Below are 18,873 nucleotides of genomic sequence, written 5' to 3' on the forward strand. Positions count from 1 at the left end.
CAGGAATAACCGCAGTCCCAAGCGTGGCGGCGGGGGCGCGGGTCGTGTATCGGGGGAGCCGACCATGACCGCCGAACTCGCTCCGCCCCGCTATCCAGACCTCCGTGACCGGACCATCGTGCTGGTCGGGCTGATGGGCGTGGGCAAGTCCAGCGTCGGCCGGCGCCTGGCCAACACGCTGGACCTGCCGTTCCGCGACGCCGACAACGAGGTCGAACGCGCCGCCGGCCGCTCGATCCCCGAGATCTTCGCCGAGATGGGCGAAGAGGCCTTCCGCGACGGCGAGCGCCGGGTCATCGCCCGCCTGCTGGACGAGCCGCCGCATGTGCTGGCCACCGGCGGCGGGGCCTTCGTCAACGCCGAGACCCGCGCCCTGATCAAGGACAAGGCCATCGCCGTCTGGCTGAAAGCCGATCTGGAACTGCTGGCCCGCCGCGTCGGCCGCAAGGACGGTCGCCCGCTGCTGAAGAACCGCGACCCGATGGACGTCCTGCGCGAGCAGGCCGTGACCCGCTACCCCGCCTATGGCGAGGCCCACCTGACCGTCGAGACCGGCGACACGCCCCACATGGTGGCCGTCGAAGCCGTCATCGCCGCCCTGCAGGGCCGCCTCGCCGCCGCGTCCGCTACCGGAGAGTAAAACCGTGATCCGCACCGTTCCCGTGGGCCTGGGCGACCGCGCCTATGACGTCGTCATCGGTACGGGCCTGATCGACAAGGCCGGCGAGCACGTCCTGCCGTTCCTGTCCAAGCGCAAGCGCTGCGCCGTGGTCACCGACGCCAATGTCGGCGAACACCATGTGGAGCGCCTGTCGGTGTCGCTGGAAAAGGCCGGCGCCGCGGTCGACGTCATCGTGCTGCCGCCGGGCGAGGAGACCAAGAGCTTCGAGGGCCTGGCCCACCTGTCGGACCAGCTGCTGGCGCTGAACCTGGAGCGCGGCGACATGATCGTGGCCTTCGGCGGCGGCGTGATCGGCGATCTGGCCGGCTTCGCCGCGGCGATCTACAAGCGCGGCGTCGACTTCATCCAGATCCCGACCACCCTGCTTGCCCAGGTCGACAGCTCGGTCGGCGGCAAGACCGCCATCGACACCCCCCGCGGCAAGAACCTGATCGGCGCCTTCCACCAGCCGCGCCTGGTTCTGGCCGACCTCGACGTGCTGGCCACCCTGCCCGCCCGCGAGCTGGCCTGCGGCTATGCCGAGGTCATCAAGTACGGCCTGCTGGGCGACTTCGAGTTCTTCGAGTGGCTGGAGAAAAACGTCCACGCCGTGCTCGAGCGCGACACGCAAGCCCTGGTCCGCGCCGTCGGCCGCAGCGTCGAGATGAAGGCCGAGATCGTCGCCGAGGACGAGAAGGAGGCCGGTCGCCGCGCGCTCCTCAACCTGGGCCACACCTTCGGCCACGCGATCGAGGCCGAGATGGGTTTCGGCGATGCGCTCAAGCACGGCGAGGCCGTGGGCGTGGGCATGGCCCAGGCCTTCCGCTTCTCGGCCTCGCAAGGCCTGTGCTCGGCCCAGGACGCCGTCCGCGCCGTGGCCGCCATCAAGGCCGCCGGCCTGCCGACCACCCTGGCCGACGTCCGCAGCCAGCCCTTCGGCGCCGACGCCCTGATCGCCCACATGGGTCAGGACAAGAAGGCCGAGGGCGGCGCCCTGACCTTCGTGCTGGTGCGCAGGATCGGCGAGGCTTTCGTCGCCAAGGGCGTCGATCCTGCCCCGCTGCGCGCCTTCCTGCTGACCGAGGGCGCGGCGGGCTGAAGCCTGCCGCGAGACGCGCGTTTCTGCTCGTCCGCAATCGCGCTTTCCCAAAGGCCAAGCTTGTTTACGTTCGAGCGGAACCGCTGCGGTTCCGGCGCGTTGAGGACGACGCGCCGGAGTGTCGGCGCAGGGGTCCAGGGGGAGCCTAGGTGACCGTTTTGGAGGCCGACGCAGTGTCAGCGACGGAGGAGGTTGCCAATCTCCGCCGGCGGCTGGCCGAAGCGCAGGCTGCTCACGCCGACGAGGTCCGTCGCAACGAGGCGTTCAGCCGCATCGCCGCGGCCATCGGCGCGCACCAGAGCCTGGGCGAGACCGTCCAGGCGGTGATCGACGGCGGCGTCGAGCTGATCGGCGCCCAGTTCGGAGCCTTCTTCTACAACGTCACCGACGAGGCCGGAGAGAGCTACATGCTCTATGGCCTCGCCGGCGCGCCGCCCGAGGCGTTCGCCAACTTTCCCATGCCGCGCAAGACGGCGATCTTCGCCCCCACCTTCGACGGCGTGGGCGTGGTCCGTTCGGACGACATCCTGGCCGATCCGCGCTATGGCCAGAACGCGCCGCGCCGGGGCATGCCCGAGGGACACCTGCCTGTGCGCAGCTACCTGGCGGCTCCTGTGACCACGGTCGATGACGTGGTGCTGGGCGGCTTGTTCTTCGGCCATCGCGACACCGGGAAGTTCGACGCTCGCGCCGAAACCCTGATCATCGGCCTGGCCGCCCAGGCCGCCGTCGCCATCGAGCGTAGCCGCGCGGGCGAAGCCGGACACCGCGAACTGACTGAGCGTCGCCGCACCGAGGAGCGCCTGAAGTTCGCCCTCGATTCCGGCCGCCTGGGCTCGTGGGAGCTCGATGTCGGAACCCGCGCCTACGACGCTTCGGACATCTGCAAGTCGAACTACGGCCGCACCGCCGACCAGGACTTCGGCTTCGACGACCTCGTCGCCACCATCCACACCAGCGACCGTGAGCGAATGCTGGCGGCCATGGACGAGGCCATCCGCACCGGCGGCGACTACGACATCGAGTACCGCGTGGTGATCCCCAGCGGCGAGACGCGCTGGGTGCACGCCCGCGGCCGCGCGGCCGTGCGCGATGAAACACCGGTGATCGGCGGCGGGGTGCGGCGCATGGCCGGCGTGTCGCTGGACGTCACCGAGCGCAAGCGCGCCGAGGAGCGCCAGCGCCTGCTGCTCAACGAGCTCAATCACCGCGTCAAGAACACCCTGGTCACCGTCCAGTCGATGGCCGCCCAGACCCTGCGCGCCGCCGATGGCCTGGAGGCCTTCCGCGAAGCCTTCGAGGCCCGGCTGATCGCCCTGTCCCAGACCCATAACCTGCTGACCGAGCAGAACTGGGAGAGCGCCAGCCTGCGCGAGATCGTCGACGCCGAACTGGAGGCCTTCGCCGGCCGCGAGCGGCTGGACTTCGATTACGCCCGCGACCTGCGCCTCAACCCTAAGGCCACTGTCGCCATCGGCATGGCCGTGCACGAACTGGCCACCAACGCCGCCAAGTACGGCGCCCTGTCGACGCCCGAGGGACGGGTGACGGTGGCGTGGTCCGTCGAACCGCTCGAAGCCCCTGTCCGCCTGGTCCTGACCTGGACCGAGCGCGACGGCCCGCGCGTAACCCCGCCGAGCCGCCGCGGCTTCGGCGCCCGCCTTCTGGAGAAGGGCCTCGCCGGAGAGTTGTCCGGCGTGGTCCGTCTCGCCTATGATCAATCCGGCCTGGTCTGCGCCATGACGCTGCCCCTCGCCGCCCTGGAGCCGTGAAACAGATGAAGACCCTCGCCGCCCTGAAGGTACTGGTGGTCGAAGACGAAGCCCTCGTCTCGATGCTGGTCGAGGACATGCTCGGCGATCTCGGCTGCGAGGTCGTGGGCCCGGCCGCCGAGATCGAGGAGGCCCTGCGCCTGGCCGGCTCGGCCGAGATCGACGCAGCCCTGCTCGACGTCAACCTGGGCGGACGCCCGATCTTCCCGGTCGCCGACGCCCTGAAGGCGCGCGGCGTGCCCTTCGCCTTCGCCAGCGGCTACGGCGAGGCGGGCCTGACCGAGCCGCACAAGGGCTCGGCGGTGCTGCAGAAGCCGTTCCGCGAGGCCGACCTGCGCCGCGTGCTCGAAGGCCTGGCCGCCCAGGTCGTCTGACGCTGCGGGCTTCGCGCCCGCTCCATCCTCGGATCATCGACAGCCGCTTCGGACGCCCGGGGCGGCTGTTTTCGCTTGGCCGCCCGCCCAGCCAAGCGGCCAAAGAAAAAGGGCGGCGAGGTTGCCCTCGCCGCCCTTCCCAGCCCCCTAGAGGGTTGGTTTTCCTACCACTTCTTGTTGATGTTCACGAACATACGACGGCCGAGGATGTCGTAGGACGAGGCCAGACGCATGTTCGAGAAGCGGCTCGCCGACGACGACGAGTAGAACGGCGGCTGCTCGTCGAACACGTTGTTGATGCCGGCGGTCACGGTGATGTCGTCGAACTTGCGACGGACCGAGACGTCGTGCGTGGCGTTGAACTCGATGTGACGCTTCACGTAGGCGGTCTGGTCACGGTACGTGATGATGTCCGTGCCATAGCCGCTGTAGCTGTCGTCGACGTCCGAGGTCTTGCCGACCATCTGGGTGGCCCAGGTGACGGTCCAATCGCCTTGGTTATACGAGACGCCCGTTCGGCCAGCGAAGTCCGGATAGGCCGTGAAGCCTTGGTTCTTCACCGGATCCGCGCCGTTGCTCAGCTGGGTGTACCAGTCGAGGGTCCAGGTGAACTGGCCCGAAACGGTCAGGGTGCCGTGCGGCAGCTCGTGACGGTACACCGCGCTCAGGTCGAGGGCGTTGTTCCACTGCTTGGCCACGTTCAGGTACGCGTCCGACACGGTCAGCACGGCGCCGAAGGTCGCCGACGAGGTGTCGGTGTTGCGGGTGATCAGGCTGCAGTACGGGCTGGTCGGGAAGTCAGGCGCATCCAGGCACGAGTCCAGGATGTTGGCGGCGCCGTAGCGCTGCACCTGGTTGTTGACCGTCAGCTCCGAGTAGTCGAGCGAGACGTTCAGGTCGATGAAGCTCGGCGAGAAGACGATGCCGATCGACTTGTTGTCCGACTCTTCGGCTTCCAGGTAACCAACGCCGCCCTTGGCGAAGATGGTGTAGGAGCCGGCGCCGCCGTGGGTCGAGTTGCCCGCGATGCCCAGGGCCGCGCAGTTGGCGCGCTGACGGTCGGTCACGCCGGCCGTGGTCGCGTACTGGTAGCAGGGGTCGCTGGTCTGGGCCAGGAAGCTGGACGACGAACCGAGGTACAGTTCGTACAGCGCCGGAGCGCGGAACGAGGTGCCCTTGTTGGCGCGCAGGGCCCAGGTGGAGTTGATGTTCCACTTCAGGCCGGCCTTGTAGGTGCTGCTCGAGCCGTACGACTTGTAGTCCGAGTAGCGCGCCGAGTAGTTCAGCGTCAGCTTGTCGATCAGCGGCAGGTCCTTCAGCAGCGGAACTTCAAGTTCGCCGAAGAGCTCCTTCACTTCGTCCGAGCCGTGGGTTTCAGCCGAGGCGGCCGAACCGTTGTAGTTGCTGTTGCGGCTGTTGTAGCCCGGGACGTCGTCCAGCTTTTCCTTGCGGAGCTGGAAGCCGACGGCCGCGCCCACCGGACCGGCCGGCAGGGTGAACAGGTCGCCGCTGATCGAGCCTTCCACGTACTGGTAGACGTACTCGGTGTGGCCTTGCTCGTAGCCGTTCAGGAAGGCGTACTCTTCCGGCGTCAGGTAGCTACCGCCGACCGTCGAGACCTTGGCCAGGTTGATGTTGGTCGGGCAGGTCGCGTTCGGCATGTTGGCCGAGATCGTCACGAGCGCTTGGTTGCATCGGGCGGCGCCCGACACGGCCAGCATGCGGTCGTTGTAGATGAAGTCCTGGCCGTAGTCGCCCGACGACTTCGAGTACTGGCCGTAGATGTCCCAGTCCCAGTTGCCGAGGATCGGCAGCGATTCCGGCAGCACGCCGCGAGCGCCGAGGACGACGCGGGCGTAGTCGACGGTCTGGTCGCGGGTGACCGGCAGCACGAAGATCGGCGAGAACGACGAGGCCGCCAGGGCCGCGCCGGTCGGACCGACGTAGCTCGGGTTGTTGGCGATGTTGAAGGGGTTGGTCGGGTTGTTCGCGTTGATCGTCGGACCCAGCTGGCGGATGCTGCGCTGTTCCGATTCACGACGGTTCAGCAGCAGTTCGCCGTAGAGTTCCGTCTTTTCGGTCAGGTCGAAGCCGCCCGTGACGAACACCGACTTGCGGGTAACCGGCGACACGGCGTGGCGGTAGCCCTGCAGCGGCGAGTCGGTGGTCTGCAGCGCCTGGTTGGCGCGGGCGAAGGCAAGCGGGCTCGAGCAGTTGCCCGTCGTGCTGCTGCCGCAGTAGATCGTGTAGGCCGATTGCGTGCCGGCCAGGTCCGGACGGACGTCGGCCGAAACGGTAGCCAGGCTGCCGTTGACGCGGCGGAAGCCGTTCAGGTCCCAGCCGTTCGAGACGGCGGCGGCGTCCGGGATGTAGCGGGCGGTGCCGCGGATGTAGATGCCGGTCAGGGTGTTCAGGCACTTGTACGAACCGTCGGGCATGACGAGGTCGCGACGGGCGCCGGTCACCGGATCGAAGGTGTAGTCCTGCGGGCAGTTCAGGTAGTCGCGGTCTTTGAAGCGCAGGCCGTTCGACTGGTAGTACTCGGCCGAAGCGTTCACGTAGCCGCGGCTGAAGGTCCAGCCCTTCGAGATGTTGGCGCGGTAGACTTCACCGCCCTTGCTGAACGGCACGTTGGCGTTGACGTTGAATTCGCCGTCGTCGCTGTTGCGCTTCGTCATGATGTTCACGACGCCGGCGATGGCGTCCGAACCATAGATCGACGAGGCGCCGCCGGTCAGGATTTCGGTGCGGTCGACGACCGAGCTCGGAATGACGTTCAGGTCGAACGGGCCGACCGTGCCGCCGATGCCGGCGGGACCGGCGCGACGGCCGTTGATCAGCGTCAGGCTGCGCTGGGCGCCCAGGCCGCGCAGCGACAGGGTGTTGGCGCCGTTGCCGCCGGTGGTGACGAAGCCGGTGAAGTTGTTGTTGATCTGCTGGCTGGTGGCGCCGAGGATCGAGCTCTGCAGGATCGAGGCGGTGTCGATCTGGCCTTGCAGTTCGGCGCTTTCGCTGGTGATCACGGTCACGGGCGAGGCGCTGTTGAATTCCGAGCGCTTGATGCGCGAACCGGTGACGACCAGTTCTTCAACTTCGTTGGCCGCGGCTTCTTCCTTCGGAGCCGGCTTGGCCGTCTGGGCCGAAGCGGCCGACACGACGCCAAGCATCGCGATACCCGCGATAACCGTCGTCGCGAGCAGATTTCTCTTATCAAACGTCATCAATGAAATTCCCCCGCGGGCTGCCCCGCACTGCATTTCGCCAGCGGCACATCCCATACCGCCGGCGCGGCGAAACGTAACAGGTTTGCGACCCACCTCAACGCACTTGGCCAAATTGTGACGCGGATGTCCGAGATCGTAGCAAATACGACACAGTTTTGCCCACAGGGCGGCGGAAGCGACCTCCAAGAACGATGATCCTTGGATGAAACTGCTGGGCGCTCTAAGCAACGACGGGGGTGGAGGGGAAGGCGGGGACGCTGCAATCATCAACCCCACGCTGCGCGCACATCTTGTGCGCGCTCATGCAGATTCGGGGGAATCCTGTTGCTTTCCAAGCGTTTGATAAGCTCTACCTTGGCCGTCCTGCTGGCGACTTCGGCCGTGTTGGTCGGCCCGGCGGCGGCGCTCGCCGCGCCCGCGCCGGCGCCCGCCGACGCCCCGAGCGCGAAAGATCTTACCCGTTACGCGCTGATATCGAATGTCGTCCTCTCGCCCGACGGCAAGCACATCGCCGCACTCACCTCGGGCGACGGGGCGAAGATCAACATCACCGTCTGGAAGACCGACGCCCTCGACAAACCGCCGACGATCATCGGTTCGACCAGCATGGTCTTCAAGGGCGTCAGCTTCGTGAAGAACGACCGCCTGCGCGTGGCGGTGATGCAGCCGCTGACCGTCCGCAGCTGGAAGGGCCACGTCCGGAAAACCTACTTCACCGACCTGGAAGGCAAGTCCTGGACGACTCCGCTGACAGACACCGCTGAGGCCAAGACCGACGAGGAGGCCATCAAGCGCGCCCGCGGCGGCAATCCCGTGTTCGTCAGCGCCCTGCCGCGCGATCCCAAGAACGTCCTGATGATCGACCAGCGCACCGGCAGCGAGGGCGACGTCAACAAGGTCAACATCTACACCAACTCGGTCGAACGGATCGACCGCATGGCGGGCCGATACGAAGGCTTCCTGACCGATGGCAAGGGCGACATCCGCGGCCGGATCGACACCGGCTTCGAGGACGGCAAGGCCTATGCCGTCCAGCAGATCAAGAACCCGACCACCGGCGCATGGGAAGACCACTTCCGGTCCTACGCCCGCGACCGGAACTTCACGACGCTCGAAGGCTTCAGCAGCGATCCGAACATCGCCTACGTGTCGATAGTCAAGACCAACGGCAAGCGCGGCGTGTACGTCTACGACATCACCGCCAAGCAGGTCCTCGAACCGCTGTTCGAACACAAGCTGTTCGACGCCAATGGCGTGATCCTCGATAACAACGGCGAACTGCTGGGCGTGAACTACGACGACGCCCGCGGCAGCATCTACTGGGTCGACGAAGGCATCGGCGCGCGCTTCAAGTCCGCCCGCACGGCCTTGGGCGTCAAGATGGAGCCGCTGGCCTGGACCGACCCCGACACCGAGGTGAAGACCCGGTTCAACGTCTCCACCGACTTCGACATCTCGGTCGTGGACGCGTCCGAGGACCGCAGTGTCGTGATCATCGAGAAGTCGGGGCCAAAGCTGCCGCCCGAGTACTACCTGCTCGACAAGTCCGGCAAGCTGACCCTGCTGGGCAGCTCACGCCCGTGGATCAAGACAGCCGGCCTGGGCCAGACCAGGCTGGTGCAGTACATGGCCCGTGACGGCCTGCCCGTTCCCGGCCTGCTGACCACCCCGCCGGCGAGTTTCGGCGCCGGTCCGCATCCGACCATCATCCTCCCCCATGGCGGCCCCTGGGCCCGCGACCACCTCGGCTGGGACGTTTCCGGTTGGGTCCAGTACTTCGCCTCGCGCGGCTATGTCGTGCTGCAACCCCAGTTCCGGGGCTCGCAAGGCTGGGGCGAAAAGCTCTGGCGCGCCGGCGACAAGGAGTGGGGCGGCAAGATGCAGGACGACAAGGACGACGGCGCGAAGTGGCTGATCGACCAGAAGCTGGCCGATCCAGGCCGCATCGCCATGTTCGGCTATTCCTACGGCGGCTACGCGGCCCTGGCCGCGGCGATCCGGCCCAACGGTCTCTACCAGTGCTCGGTCTCGGGCGCCGGCGGCAGCCTGGCCGAAATGAAGAAGGCCACCAGCAACAGCCGCTTCCTGCGCGAACGCCAGGCGCCGTCCGTGGACGGCCTGGACGCCGTCCAGAACGCCGGCGACGCCAAGATCCCGGTCTTCCTCTACCACGGCGACCGGGACGACAACGTGGACATCAAGGACTCGCTGCGGTTCATCAACGGCCTGAAGAACGCCGGCAAACCCTACAAGTGGCTTGAGATCAAGGACATGGGTCACGGCTATGCGACCATGACCCCCGAGATGATGGAGACCCAACTGGTCGAGATCGACAAGTTCTTCCAGAACGAGTGCAAGCCTGGCGGCCTCTGAGCCGCGATGGCGAAAACGGGAGGGGCGGCTCGAACGAGCCGCCCTTTTTCGTCGCGTTCAGCGTCCCTTTGGCGGGGCGACCGAGAAATCCATGTCGAACAGGGTCGGAACGTCCGTGACCCGGGCCCGTTCGATGGTCAGCAGCCGGGCCTTGGTGGCCGCGCCCCCGTCGGCGCTGAAGCCGCCCATCTTGCCGTCGGTGCCCAGCACCCGGTGGCAGGGCACCACGATCGGCCAGGGGTTCTCGCCCAGCGCCTTGCCCACCGCCCGCATCGCGCCCGGCTCGCCCATGGCCTTGGCTACCTGGCCGTAGGTCGAGGTCTCGCCGGGGCGGATGGCGCGGGCGATCTCGTAGACCCGGCGGTTGAACGGCTGCACCACGGTGAGGTCCAGCGCCACGTCGGAAAGGTCGTCGCGCCCTCCGGCCAGCAGGTCGATGATGCGGTCGGCCGCCTCGTCCACCTCGGGCGGCGGCGCGGTCTCGACGGCGTCGGGATAGCGCTTGCGCAGCCGCGCCCAGGCCGCGCCCGGCGCGGTTTCGGGCAGTTGCACGCCGAGCAGCCCGCCCGCGCCCCACGCCAGGCCGCAGCGGCCGATCGCCGTCTCGAAAAGCATGAAGCCCTGTCCCATCGTCCGATAGATTAACACCGCTGTTGCGGGACGCGAGGGCCGCCCTCTACCTTTCCACGCCGAAGTTCGGAGATAGCCCTTGCGCCGCACCGCCCTGCTCGCCCCCGTCCTCACGCTGGCCCTCGCGGCCAGTCCGGCCTTGGCCGGCGACATCCTGGTCCACGGCGGGCCGATCCACACCGGCGTCGCCGGCGCCCCGCCCGCCGAGGCGGTGTTGATCCGCGACAAGGCCATCGCCTTCGTCGGACCGCTGGCCGCCGCTCGCGCCAAGGCCGCCAAGGACGTCCGCGACATCGACCTGAAGGGCGGCGCGGCCTATCCCGGCTTCGTCGACGCCCACGCCCACCTGACCGGCATCGGCCTGCGCGAGCTGACCCTCAATCTCGACAAGACCGACTCCGTCGAGGCCCTGGTCGCCGCCGTCGCCGCCTACGCCCAGGCCCATCCGGGCGACGCGCCGATCTACGGTCGCGGCTGGATCGAGACCCACTGGCCCGAGAAGCGCTTTCCCACCCGCGCCGACCTCGACCGCGCCGCGCCGGGCCGCATCGTCGTTCTGGGCCGCGCCGACGGCCACGCCGTGGTCGCCTCCAGCGCCGCCCTGGCCAAGGCCGGCCTGACCCGCGACACCAAGGCCCCGGCCGGCGGCCAGATCCTCAAGGACGAGACGGGCGAGCCCACCGGCATGCTGGTCGACCACGCCCAGAGCCTGGTCGAGGGGGTCATCCCGCCGCCCTCCCCCGCCCTAAAGCGCCAGGCGCTGGAAACGGCCGGCAAGCTCTACGCCGGCCGCGGCTGGACGGGCCTTGGCAATATGAGCGTCGAGGCCGCCGACCTGGACCAGCTACGCCAACTGGCCGCCGAGGGCCGCTTTTCCCTGCGCGTCGACAACTACATGGACCCGTCCGGCGCGGCCGAGGTGCTGAAGACCGGCCCCAGCGCCGATCCGACCGGCCTGATCCGCCTGCGCGGGATCAAGCTCTACATGGACGGCGCCTTGGGCTCGCGCGGCGCGGCCCTGCTGGCGCCCTACAGCGACGCCGAGGGGCTGGGCCTCGTCCTCACCGAGCACGACCAGGGCCTGGCCCTGATGAAGAAGGCCAAGGCCGTGAACGCCCAGGTCGCCATGCACGCCATCGGCGACCGCGGCAACCGCATGGTGCTGGACTGGTTCGGCGAGACGCTCGGCCAGAAGGACGAGGGACCCGACACTGGCCGCCGTTGGCGCATCGAGCACGCCCAGGTCGTCGACGCCGCCGACCTGCCGCGCTTTTCCAAGCTGGGCGTGGTGGCCTCAATGCAGCCCAGCCACGCCATCGGCGACCTCTATTTCGCGCCCGCGCGCCTGGGCAAGGACCGCCTGAAGGGCGCCTATGCCTGGGCCGACTTGCTGAAGAGCGGCGCGATCGTGGCCGCCGGCTCCGACGCCCCCGTCGAGGTCGGCGATCCGCGCATCGAGTTCTACGCCGCCGTCGCCCGCAAGAGCCTGACCGGCTTCTCCAACGCCGACTGGCATCCCGAAGAGGCCGTAACCCGCCAGCAGGCCCTGCGCATGCTGACCTGGGCCCCGGCCTGGGCCGCCTTCGCCGACCAGCAGCGCGGCACGCTGGAGCCCGGCAAGGCCGCCGACCTCACCGCCTTCGACCGCGACCTGATGACCGTTCCGGAAGCCGAGATCCTGAAGGCCCAGCCGATCCTGACGGTGGTCGACGGCAAGGTGGCGTTCGAGCGGTAGGGGAAGCTACCAGGCCAGCAGCGCCAGGCCCGGGACATCCTGGAAGTCGGCTGGGTTGCAGGTGACGAGGGTCGCGCGATGGGTCAGCGCCTGGGCCGCGATCATCCGGTCGAGGATATTGCGACGGGAGTAGCCGGTCGCCTGCACGATCGCCCGATAGGCGTCGGCCGCCTCGGCGTCGAAATCCAGCACCGGCAGGATGTCGAGCATGGCGTCCAGCCGAGCCCGCCGCGCGGCCGTGTCGGCAAGCTCGCGATAGACGCCGCCTTCGAGCTCGACACGCGAGACGATAGACAGCAGCACCGCGCCGTCCAAAGCCGCGATCTTGGTTGAAACCACGGGATCGCCATCGCGCAGGTGGATCGCCACGTTGGTGTCGAGAATGAAGGTCGCCACGCCTCAGAGCCCCGGGCGCTCGGGCAGGTCCTCGTCGTCGCGGACTTCCACCGCGCTCGGCTTGGGTAGCTCGGCCAGCCGTGCGACCAGATCCTGGACCGTGCCGCGCGTTGGATAGATCGTCAGCACGTCGCCAGAGCGCACCAGGGTGAGCTCGGTCTCCTCCGCGAACGCCACCTCCTTGGGCAGGCGCACGGCCTGGCTGTTGCCGCTACGAAAGGTTCGAGTGCTGGACCTCGTCATCCGCGCCCCCAAGTATGCACTTGTATATACGCCCGAAGGAGGCCCGTTTCCAGGCGTCCCTAAGCCGCGTCCGCCTTCGGGCTCGTCGCCCCTTCGATCGCCGCCAGAAGGTCGGGGAGGTTCAGCGGCTTGGCGATGAAGCCGGTCATGCCGGCGGCGAAATAGGTCTCGACCTGGTGGGGCATGGCGTTGGCGGTCACCGCGATGATCGGCACGGCCGCCAGGCCGTGCGCGGCCTCGAACGCGCGGACGCCCTGGGTGGCAGCCAGGCCGTTCAGCTCGGGCATCTGGATGTCCATCAGGATTAGGTCGATCGCCGGATCGGCCTCGTAGGCGGCGATCGCCTGGCGACCATCGGCGACCAGGGTCAGCTCGACCTCGAACGGCGCCAGCAGGGCCTGGAGGACCGTCTGGTTCACCGGGTTGTCCTCGGCCGCCAGGATGCGCAGCGCGCCCTGCGGGGTCGGCAGGGCGACTGCCGAGACGAGCTCCGTCGCCGCCTCCTGGACCCGCGGAACCAGCGGCAGGTCGACGCCGAAGGTCGCCCCCTCGCCCTCGCGGCTCTCCAGCCACAATTCGCCGCCCATCCGCTCGGCCAGGCTGCGCGAGATGGTCAGGCCAAGCCCGGTGCCGCCATGGCGGCGGGTCGCCGAGGCGTCGGCCTGGGTAAAGGCCCTGAAGATCCGCTCGCGGTCGGCCTCCGACACCCCCTCGCCGGTATCGGCCACGATGAAGCGCAGGCCCGCCTCGCGCCGCTCGACCGACACGGCCACGCCGCCCTGGTCGGTGAACTTCACCGCATTGACCACCAGGTTGCCGAGGATCTGTCGAAGCCGGGGCGCGTCGCCCAGCCACGCGCCCATCGCCCCTTCGTCGACCGCCAGGGTCAGCGCGAGGTCCTTCTCGGCGGCCAGCGGCGCGTACGGCGCCAGGGCCAGCCTCACGGTCTCCTCCAGGTCGAACGCGGCCTCGTTCAGCTCCATCCGGCCCGCCTCGATCTTGGACAGGTCGAGGACGTCGTTGAGGATCTCCAGCAGGGCCGCGCCGGAGGCGCCGATGATCTCCAGCCGTTCGCGCTGGTCGTCGTCCAGGGCCTCGCGCGACATCACCTGGGTCATGCCCAGGATGCCGTTCAGCGGCGTGCGGATCTCGTGGCTCATATTGGCCAGGAACTCGCTCTTGGCGCGGCTGGCCCCTTCGGCCAGTCGCCGGGCCTCGATCTCGCGCTCGGTCACCGTCACGTGCTCGGTGATGTCGGTGATGATCAGCAGGAAGCCGCCGTCCTCGGCCGGCGTCAGCTTCAGCGACTGGAAGCGGCCGTCGGGCGAGCTGAAGGTGTCGGGCGACACCCACTCGCCCACCTGGTCGTCGACGGCGTCGAGCACCGCCTTGGCCGCCTGCCGGGCCTTGGCGTCCATCGCCGTGCGCTCGGCGATCTCGCCAAGGCTCATGCCCTGGGCCAGGGTCAGGCCATAGGGTCGGGCGAAGTCGGCCAGGGTGGCGTTCCACACCTGCAAGAGGTTGTTGCGGTCGAAATAGCCCAGGCCGATCGGCGCCCGGTTCAGCGCCGAGCGCAGGGTGGCGAAGGCCGAGCGATGGGCCAGGCGGTGGGTCAGCAGCATGCCGCAGCCGGCCAGGACGATCATCGAGACCATGGCGATCACCGACCGCGCCAGCTCGCCGCGCGTGAACCGGCCAGCGGCCTCGAGGTCGGCGACCGGCAGCAGGGTGACCGCGCCCATGCCCACGAAATGCAGGCCGCAGACGGCGGTCGCCAGCAGCAGGATCGACGCCGCCCGCCCGCGCAGGCCGCTCTCGCGCCGCAGGTCGACGAAGGCCAGGGCGGAAAGCCCGGCGGCGATCAGGATCGCGGCGACCACCAGGTCGGCCCGCCAGATCATCAGGGCCGGCAGGCGCATGGCCGAGACGCCGACGAAGTGCATGGCCGCGATGCTGCCACCGCAAAGCGCTCCGCCGGCCAGCCGTCGCGCCCGCCCGGTCGCGGTCATGGCCAGGCCCGCCCCGCCCGCCAGACCGGTCAGGGCCACCACGAACGACAGGGCCGTCATCGGCTCGTCGAAGCTGAGCCGCAGCCCCGGCTGGAAGCCCAGCATGGCGATGAAGTGGGTGGCCCAGACGCCGCTGCCCAGCACCAGGCCGGTCAGCAGGATCCATGCAATGCGGGCCGGCCCCGCCGCCGTCGCGCCGCGGTGATAGGCGTGCACGCCCACGGCCATCGACGCCAGGCAGACGAGCAGCGCCCAGATCACCAGCGTCGGGTCGTGCTGATCCAAACACCGAAGCGTGGCGAACATGGGTCCTTGGCCGGGATAAGCGCGAGCGGGAGGAACTCTGCTGTCCTCATAGCCGGTCACGCCGTCCAGCATGGTTTACGACCCGGGCGGCGGATCGTCGCATCCAAAGTCAAGCCACCGCTTGCCTCGCCTCGATTCCCGCCCCACTTTCGGAGGGTCATGAGCGACCGTTCCACCGGCCTCGCCCCGTCGCGGCTCACCGCGGTCCTGGGGCCCACCAACACCGGCAAGACCCACCTGGCCGTCGAGCGGATGCTCGGCCACGGCTCGGGCATGATCGGCCTGCCGCTGCGCCTCTTGGCGCGCGAGATCTACGACCGCATCGTCAAGCTGCGCGGCAAGGCGGCCGTCGCCCTGATCACCGGCGAGGAGAAGATCGTCCCGCCGCGCGCGGCCTATTTCGTCTGCACGGTCGAGGCCATGCCGCTGGGCCGCGAGGTCGATTTCGTGGCCATCGACGAGATCCAGCTTTGCGCCGATCCCGAGCGCGGCCACATCTTCACCCACCGCCTGCTGCACGCCCGCGGCCGGTTCGAGACCATGCTGCTGGGCGCCGCCACCATGGCCCCGCTAGTCCGCCGCCTGCTGCCCGACGCCGAGATCGTCGGCCGCGAGCGGTTCTCCAACCTGTCCTACGCCGGCTCCAAGAAGCTGACCCGCCTGCCCCGGCGCACGGCGATCGTCGCCTTCTCCACCGACGCGGTCTACGCCATCGCCGAGCTGATCCGCCGCCAGCGGGGCGGCGCGGCCGTGGTCATGGGCAGCTTGAGCCCCCGCACGCGCAACGCCCAGGTCGCCCTCTACCAGAGCGGCGAGGTCGACTTCCTGGTCGCCACCGACGCCATCGGCATGGGCCTGAACATGGACGTCGACCATGTGGCCTTCGCCGGCCTGCGCAAGTTCGACGGCCGCCGCACCCGCTGGCTGCACCCGCAGGAGGTGGGCCAGATCGCCGGCCGCGCCGGCCGCTACACCCGCGACGGCACGTTCGGGGTGACCGGCGACTGCGAGGAGATGGACGAAGACCTGGTCCAGGCCGTCGAGGAGCACAGCTTCCAGCCGATCCTGGCGGCCGAGTGGCGCAACGCCCGGCTCGATTTCGGCTCGTTGCAGGGCCTGCTGCGCTCGCTGTCGGAGCCGCCGAACCGCACGGGCCTGACCCTGTCGCAGGAGGCGCTGGACGAGCGGACCCTGCGCAAGCTGGCGGCCCACGAAGACGTCGTCGCCCGCTGCAAGACCGACCGCTCGGCCCTGCTGAAGCTGTGGGACGTCTGCCAGACGCCCGACTTCCGCAAGACCACCGACGACGATCACCAGCGGATGGTCCGCACCCTGTTCGACGACCTGACCACGGGCCGCAAGCGCCTGCCGGAAGACTGGATCAACGGCCAGTTCAAGGCGCTGGACCGCACCGACGGTGAGATCGACAGCCTGGCCGCGCGCCTCTCGGGCGTGCGCACCCTGTCCTACATCGCCAACCGTCCCGACTGGCTGGCCAATCCCGTCCACTGGCAGGGCCGCACCCGCGAGCTGGAAGACAAGATCAGCGACACCCTGCACGAAAAGCTGATGGCCCGGTTCATCGACCGCCGCACCAGCGTGCTGATGAAGCAGTTGGGCGAGCGCGAGGTGCTGCTGGCCGGCGTCGCCCAGGACGGCGAGGTCAGCGTCGAGGGCCAGATCGTCGGCCGGCTGACCGGCGTCACCTTCATCCCCGAAAAGGCCTCGACCCCGCTGGAGGAGCGCGCCCTGCGCAACGCCGCCCAGCGCGCCGTCGGACCCGAGATCGCCCGCCGCCTGGGCCAGATGGCCGCCGAGCCCGACGAGGCCTTCGCCCTGACGCCGGACGGCGCGATCCTGTGGCGCGGCGAGGCGGCAGGCGCCGTGCGCTCGGGCGGCGACCTCTTGTCGCCTCGCGCCCGGCTGCTGGGCGAGCTTGGCCCTGTCCCCGCCCGCGAGCGGGCCGAGCGCCGGCTCGACGCCTTCCTGGCCTCCGAGGTCGACCGCCATCTGTCTTCGCTGCGCAAGCTTCAGGCCGCCCTGGCCGGCGGCGAGCTGCGCGGCCTGCCGCGCGGCGTCGCCCACCGCCTGCTCGAAGCCGGCGGCGTGCTCGACAAGCGCCCCCTCGATCCCGAACTGAAGGCGCTGAGCCAGGCCGAGCGCCGGGCGCTCAAGAGTCTCGGCGTGCGCATCGGCGCCTTCTCGCTCTATTCCCCCGGCGTGCTGAAGTCCGAGGCCATCGCCTGCGCCCGGGCGCTGGATCCCGGTGGCTGGCGCGGTCCGCTGGTCGGGCTTTGCCCCCTGCCCTCGCCGCCGCCCTCGCCCCGCGCCCTGGCCGCCAGCGGCCTGCGCGTCGCCGGCAGGCACCTGGTCCAGGTCGAGACCCTGGAAAAGCTCGACGCCCTGCTGCGCGCCGAGCAGCGCCCCGGCGGCGTGGTGCTGACCCCGGCGGCGCTGGAGGCCCTGGGCTGGACGGCGGCCGAGGCCTCCTCGATCCTGCGCTCGCTCGACTACACCCCGGCCGTGCGCGCCAAGCCCGACGCGCCGATCATCTGGAAACGCCGCGGCGCCCAGCGGCTGGAGTCCAAGCCCGTCAAGGCGCGCCCGGACTCGCCGTTCGCCGCCCTGGCCAAGCTGACCGAGCCGCCGCCCCCGCCCGCGCGCCGCAGGAAGCCCCGCCGCCGCAAGCCGGCCGCCGCCGGGGCCGAAAAGGCCGCCTCATGAGCGACGAGGCTCACCACAACGACGACCATTGCCGCGCCGACGTCTGGCTGTGGCGCGCCCGCTTCTTCAAGACCCGCTCGATGGCCGCCCGCTTCGTCGACGAGGGCCGCATCCGCCTGACCCGCGCCGGCGCCCCCGACAGCCGCATCGACAAGCCCTCGCGTTCGCTCAAGGCCGGCGACGTGCTGGTCTTCGCCATCGGCGGCCGGCTGGTGAACGTGCGCATCCTCGACTGCGGGGAACGCCGGGGCCCTGCCACGGAGGCGCGCGGGCTGTACGAGGCGCTGGAGGGGTAGCGTGGACCTTGCTCCCTCTCCCATAGGGAGAGAGCTCACGAGCAGGCCGCTTTCCCCATGGACGTCTCCGCGCCAATCGCTACCCTGGGGCGAGTTGCATCCTGGGGGAGTATCTGCGTGGCGTTGTTCCGTCCGGCCCTGGCCGTCAGCCTGGCCATTCTGCTTTCCGGCGTCGCGCACGCCCAGCCCTCCGCCGGGACCGCCGCCGCCACCAGCAAGGCTCCGGCCAAGCCTGTCGCGCCCATCCAGGCCTACGACCTGCCGCAGATCGAGGCCTTCGGGAACGCCATCTACCGCCAGGACATCGCCGCCTGGCTGGCCAGCGACGCCCTGACCGCCAAGGTCAAGGACCTGCAGGGCGCCGGCCTCAAGGGCTGGCTGGTGCAGGACGACGGCAAGACCGCCAAGGTCCGCTTCCTGCGCGACAAGGGAAACGGGTTGGAGGTCGGCTACGACGTCGTCGTCGACGGCAAGGGCGCAGGCCCGGTCACCGAGCCGGCCGACCGCAAGCTGACCGACGACGAGCGTCTGGCCTTCTCGGCCCGCCAGGCCGCGGCGGCCGCCCAGCCCGCCGCCTGCCGCGCCGGCTACAACGCCGCCATGGTCAAGAACCCCGACGGCGACGGCTGGATCGTCTGGCTGCTGGCCCCAGCCCCGGCCGCCGGCGCCATTCCGGTCGGCGGCCATTACCGGATCTTCGTCGCCGCCGACGGCAAGACGGTCAGGCGCGTCGACGCCCTGTCGGCCTCGTGCCTCTTGATCGAGAAACCCAAGGCCGCCGACGGCAGGCCGGCCGTGGCCTTCGCCAGCCACATCGTCTCGCCCACCCCGGTCGAGACCCACGTGTTCCTCAGCACCCTCTACAAGCTGCCGCTGGCCGTCGGCGCCAACGGCGGCAAGGACGCCTGGCTCGTCGACAAGGGCAAGATCGGCAAGCTCGACATGAGCAAGAAGTAGGGCCGGCGGCCAGCCGGATTACAACCCTGCGACACACTGCAACGCGCCGTTTACGGCGCCGGTTGTGCGGCGTG

14 protein-coding genes are annotated in these 18,873 nt (G+C 69.5%); 9 read left to right on the top strand and 5 right to left on the bottom strand.

The features are described 5' to 3' along the window. Positions 1 to 64: 64 nt before the first annotated feature. The 4 genes from SGCZBJ_RS12380 (at position 65) to SGCZBJ_RS12395 (ending at position 3,906) form a co-directional block, all read left to right on the top strand. Complete coding sequence (locus SGCZBJ_RS12380; protein WP_101718303.1) at positions 65 to 640, top strand: shikimate kinase; 576 nt, start codon at positions 65 to 67, stop codon at positions 638 to 640. Between the two features lie 4 nt (positions 641 to 644). Then, entirely contained in the window at positions 645 to 1,760 is a 1,116-nt protein-coding gene (gene aroB, locus SGCZBJ_RS12385; protein WP_101718304.1) for a 3-dehydroquinate synthase, read from the top strand. Between the two features lie 149 nt (positions 1,761 to 1,909). Beyond that, on the top strand, positions 1,910 to 3,532 hold the full coding sequence (locus SGCZBJ_RS12390; RefSeq protein WP_101718305.1) for a sensor histidine kinase: 1,623 nt from the start codon (positions 1,910 to 1,912) through the stop codon (positions 3,530 to 3,532). 5 nt (positions 3,533 to 3,537) lie between these two features. Continuing rightward, a complete protein-coding gene (locus SGCZBJ_RS12395; RefSeq protein ID WP_101718306.1) occupies positions 3,538 to 3,906 on the top strand; it encodes a response regulator in 369 nt (122 codons plus the stop codon). Between the two features lie 164 nt (positions 3,907 to 4,070). Here the strand turns inward: SGCZBJ_RS12395 and SGCZBJ_RS12400 are convergent, their stop codons facing one another. Next, positions 4,071 to 7,073 carry a TonB-dependent receptor plug domain-containing protein gene (locus SGCZBJ_RS12400; RefSeq protein ID WP_165799308.1) on the bottom strand — a complete coding sequence of 1,001 codons (3,003 nt, stop codon included), beginning with the start codon at positions 7,071 to 7,073 and terminating at the stop codon, positions 4,071 to 4,073. 411 nt (positions 7,074 to 7,484) lie between these two features. On the opposite strand from SGCZBJ_RS12400, the gene SGCZBJ_RS12405 reads away from it, so the two are divergent. Then, the gene (locus SGCZBJ_RS12405) at positions 7,485 to 9,503 is read left to right on the top strand and encodes an alpha/beta hydrolase family protein (RefSeq protein WP_101718308.1); all 2,019 of its coding nucleotides are present in this window, start codon (positions 7,485 to 7,487) and stop codon (positions 9,501 to 9,503) included. 57 nt (positions 9,504 to 9,560) lie between these two features. On the opposite strand, the gene SGCZBJ_RS12410 is transcribed toward SGCZBJ_RS12405, so the two are convergent. Next, complete coding sequence (locus tag SGCZBJ_RS12410) at positions 9,561 to 10,133, bottom strand: methylated-DNA--[protein]-cysteine S-methyltransferase (protein ID WP_101718309.1); 573 nt, start codon at positions 10,131 to 10,133, stop codon at positions 9,561 to 9,563. A 79-nt stretch (positions 10,134 to 10,212) separates the two neighbouring features. On the opposite strand from SGCZBJ_RS12410, the gene SGCZBJ_RS12415 reads away from it, so the two are divergent. Then, a complete protein-coding gene (locus SGCZBJ_RS12415) occupies positions 10,213 to 11,868 on the top strand; it encodes an amidohydrolase (RefSeq protein ID WP_101718310.1) in 1,656 nt (551 codons plus the stop codon). Between the two features lie 6 nt (positions 11,869 to 11,874). Here the strand turns inward: SGCZBJ_RS12415 and SGCZBJ_RS12420 are convergent, their stop codons facing one another. From SGCZBJ_RS12420 to SGCZBJ_RS12430, 3 genes are read right to left on the bottom strand one after another with little or no spacing between them, the layout of a single operon-like run. Then, positions 11,875 to 12,264 carry a type II toxin-antitoxin system VapC family toxin gene (locus SGCZBJ_RS12420; protein ID WP_101718311.1) on the bottom strand — a complete coding sequence of 130 codons (390 nt, stop codon included), beginning with the start codon at positions 12,262 to 12,264 and terminating at the stop codon, positions 11,875 to 11,877. Positions 12,265 to 12,267: 3 nt separating this feature from the next. Beyond that, positions 12,268 to 12,507 (bottom strand): antitoxin, encoded by a 240-nt coding sequence (locus SGCZBJ_RS12425; protein ID WP_101718485.1) that lies wholly within the window; start codon positions 12,505 to 12,507, stop codon positions 12,268 to 12,270. A 59-nt stretch (positions 12,508 to 12,566) separates the two neighbouring features. Next, a complete protein-coding gene (locus SGCZBJ_RS12430) occupies positions 12,567 to 14,822 on the bottom strand; it encodes an ATP-binding protein (protein WP_165799309.1) in 2,256 nt (751 codons plus the stop codon). A gap of 159 nt (positions 14,823 to 14,981) precedes the next feature. Here SGCZBJ_RS12430 and SGCZBJ_RS12435 point away from each other — a divergent pair, with 159 nt between their 5' ends. The 3 genes from SGCZBJ_RS12435 to SGCZBJ_RS12445 all read left to right on the top strand — a co-directional run bounded on the left by SGCZBJ_RS12435 (position 14,982) and on the right by SGCZBJ_RS12445 (position 18,799). Then, positions 14,982 to 17,546 (top strand): helicase-related protein, encoded by a 2,565-nt coding sequence (locus tag SGCZBJ_RS12435; protein WP_101718313.1) that lies wholly within the window; start codon positions 14,982 to 14,984, stop codon positions 17,544 to 17,546. Next, positions 17,543 to 17,842, top strand: coding sequence for an RNA-binding S4 domain-containing protein (locus SGCZBJ_RS12440; RefSeq protein ID WP_101718314.1), 300 nt, complete (start codon positions 17,543 to 17,545; stop codon positions 17,840 to 17,842). Before SGCZBJ_RS12435 ends, SGCZBJ_RS12440 begins: the two co-directional genes overlap by 4 nt. 117 nt (positions 17,843 to 17,959) lie before the next feature. After that, positions 17,960 to 18,799, top strand: coding sequence for a hypothetical protein (locus tag SGCZBJ_RS12445; RefSeq protein ID WP_133149243.1), 840 nt, complete (start codon positions 17,960 to 17,962; stop codon positions 18,797 to 18,799). The last annotated feature ends 74 nt before the right edge of the window (positions 18,800 to 18,873 follow it).

This window comes from Caulobacter zeae, assembly GCF_002858925.1.
GTDB classification, from domain to species: Bacteria; Pseudomonadota; Alphaproteobacteria; order Caulobacterales; family Caulobacteraceae; genus Caulobacter; species Caulobacter zeae.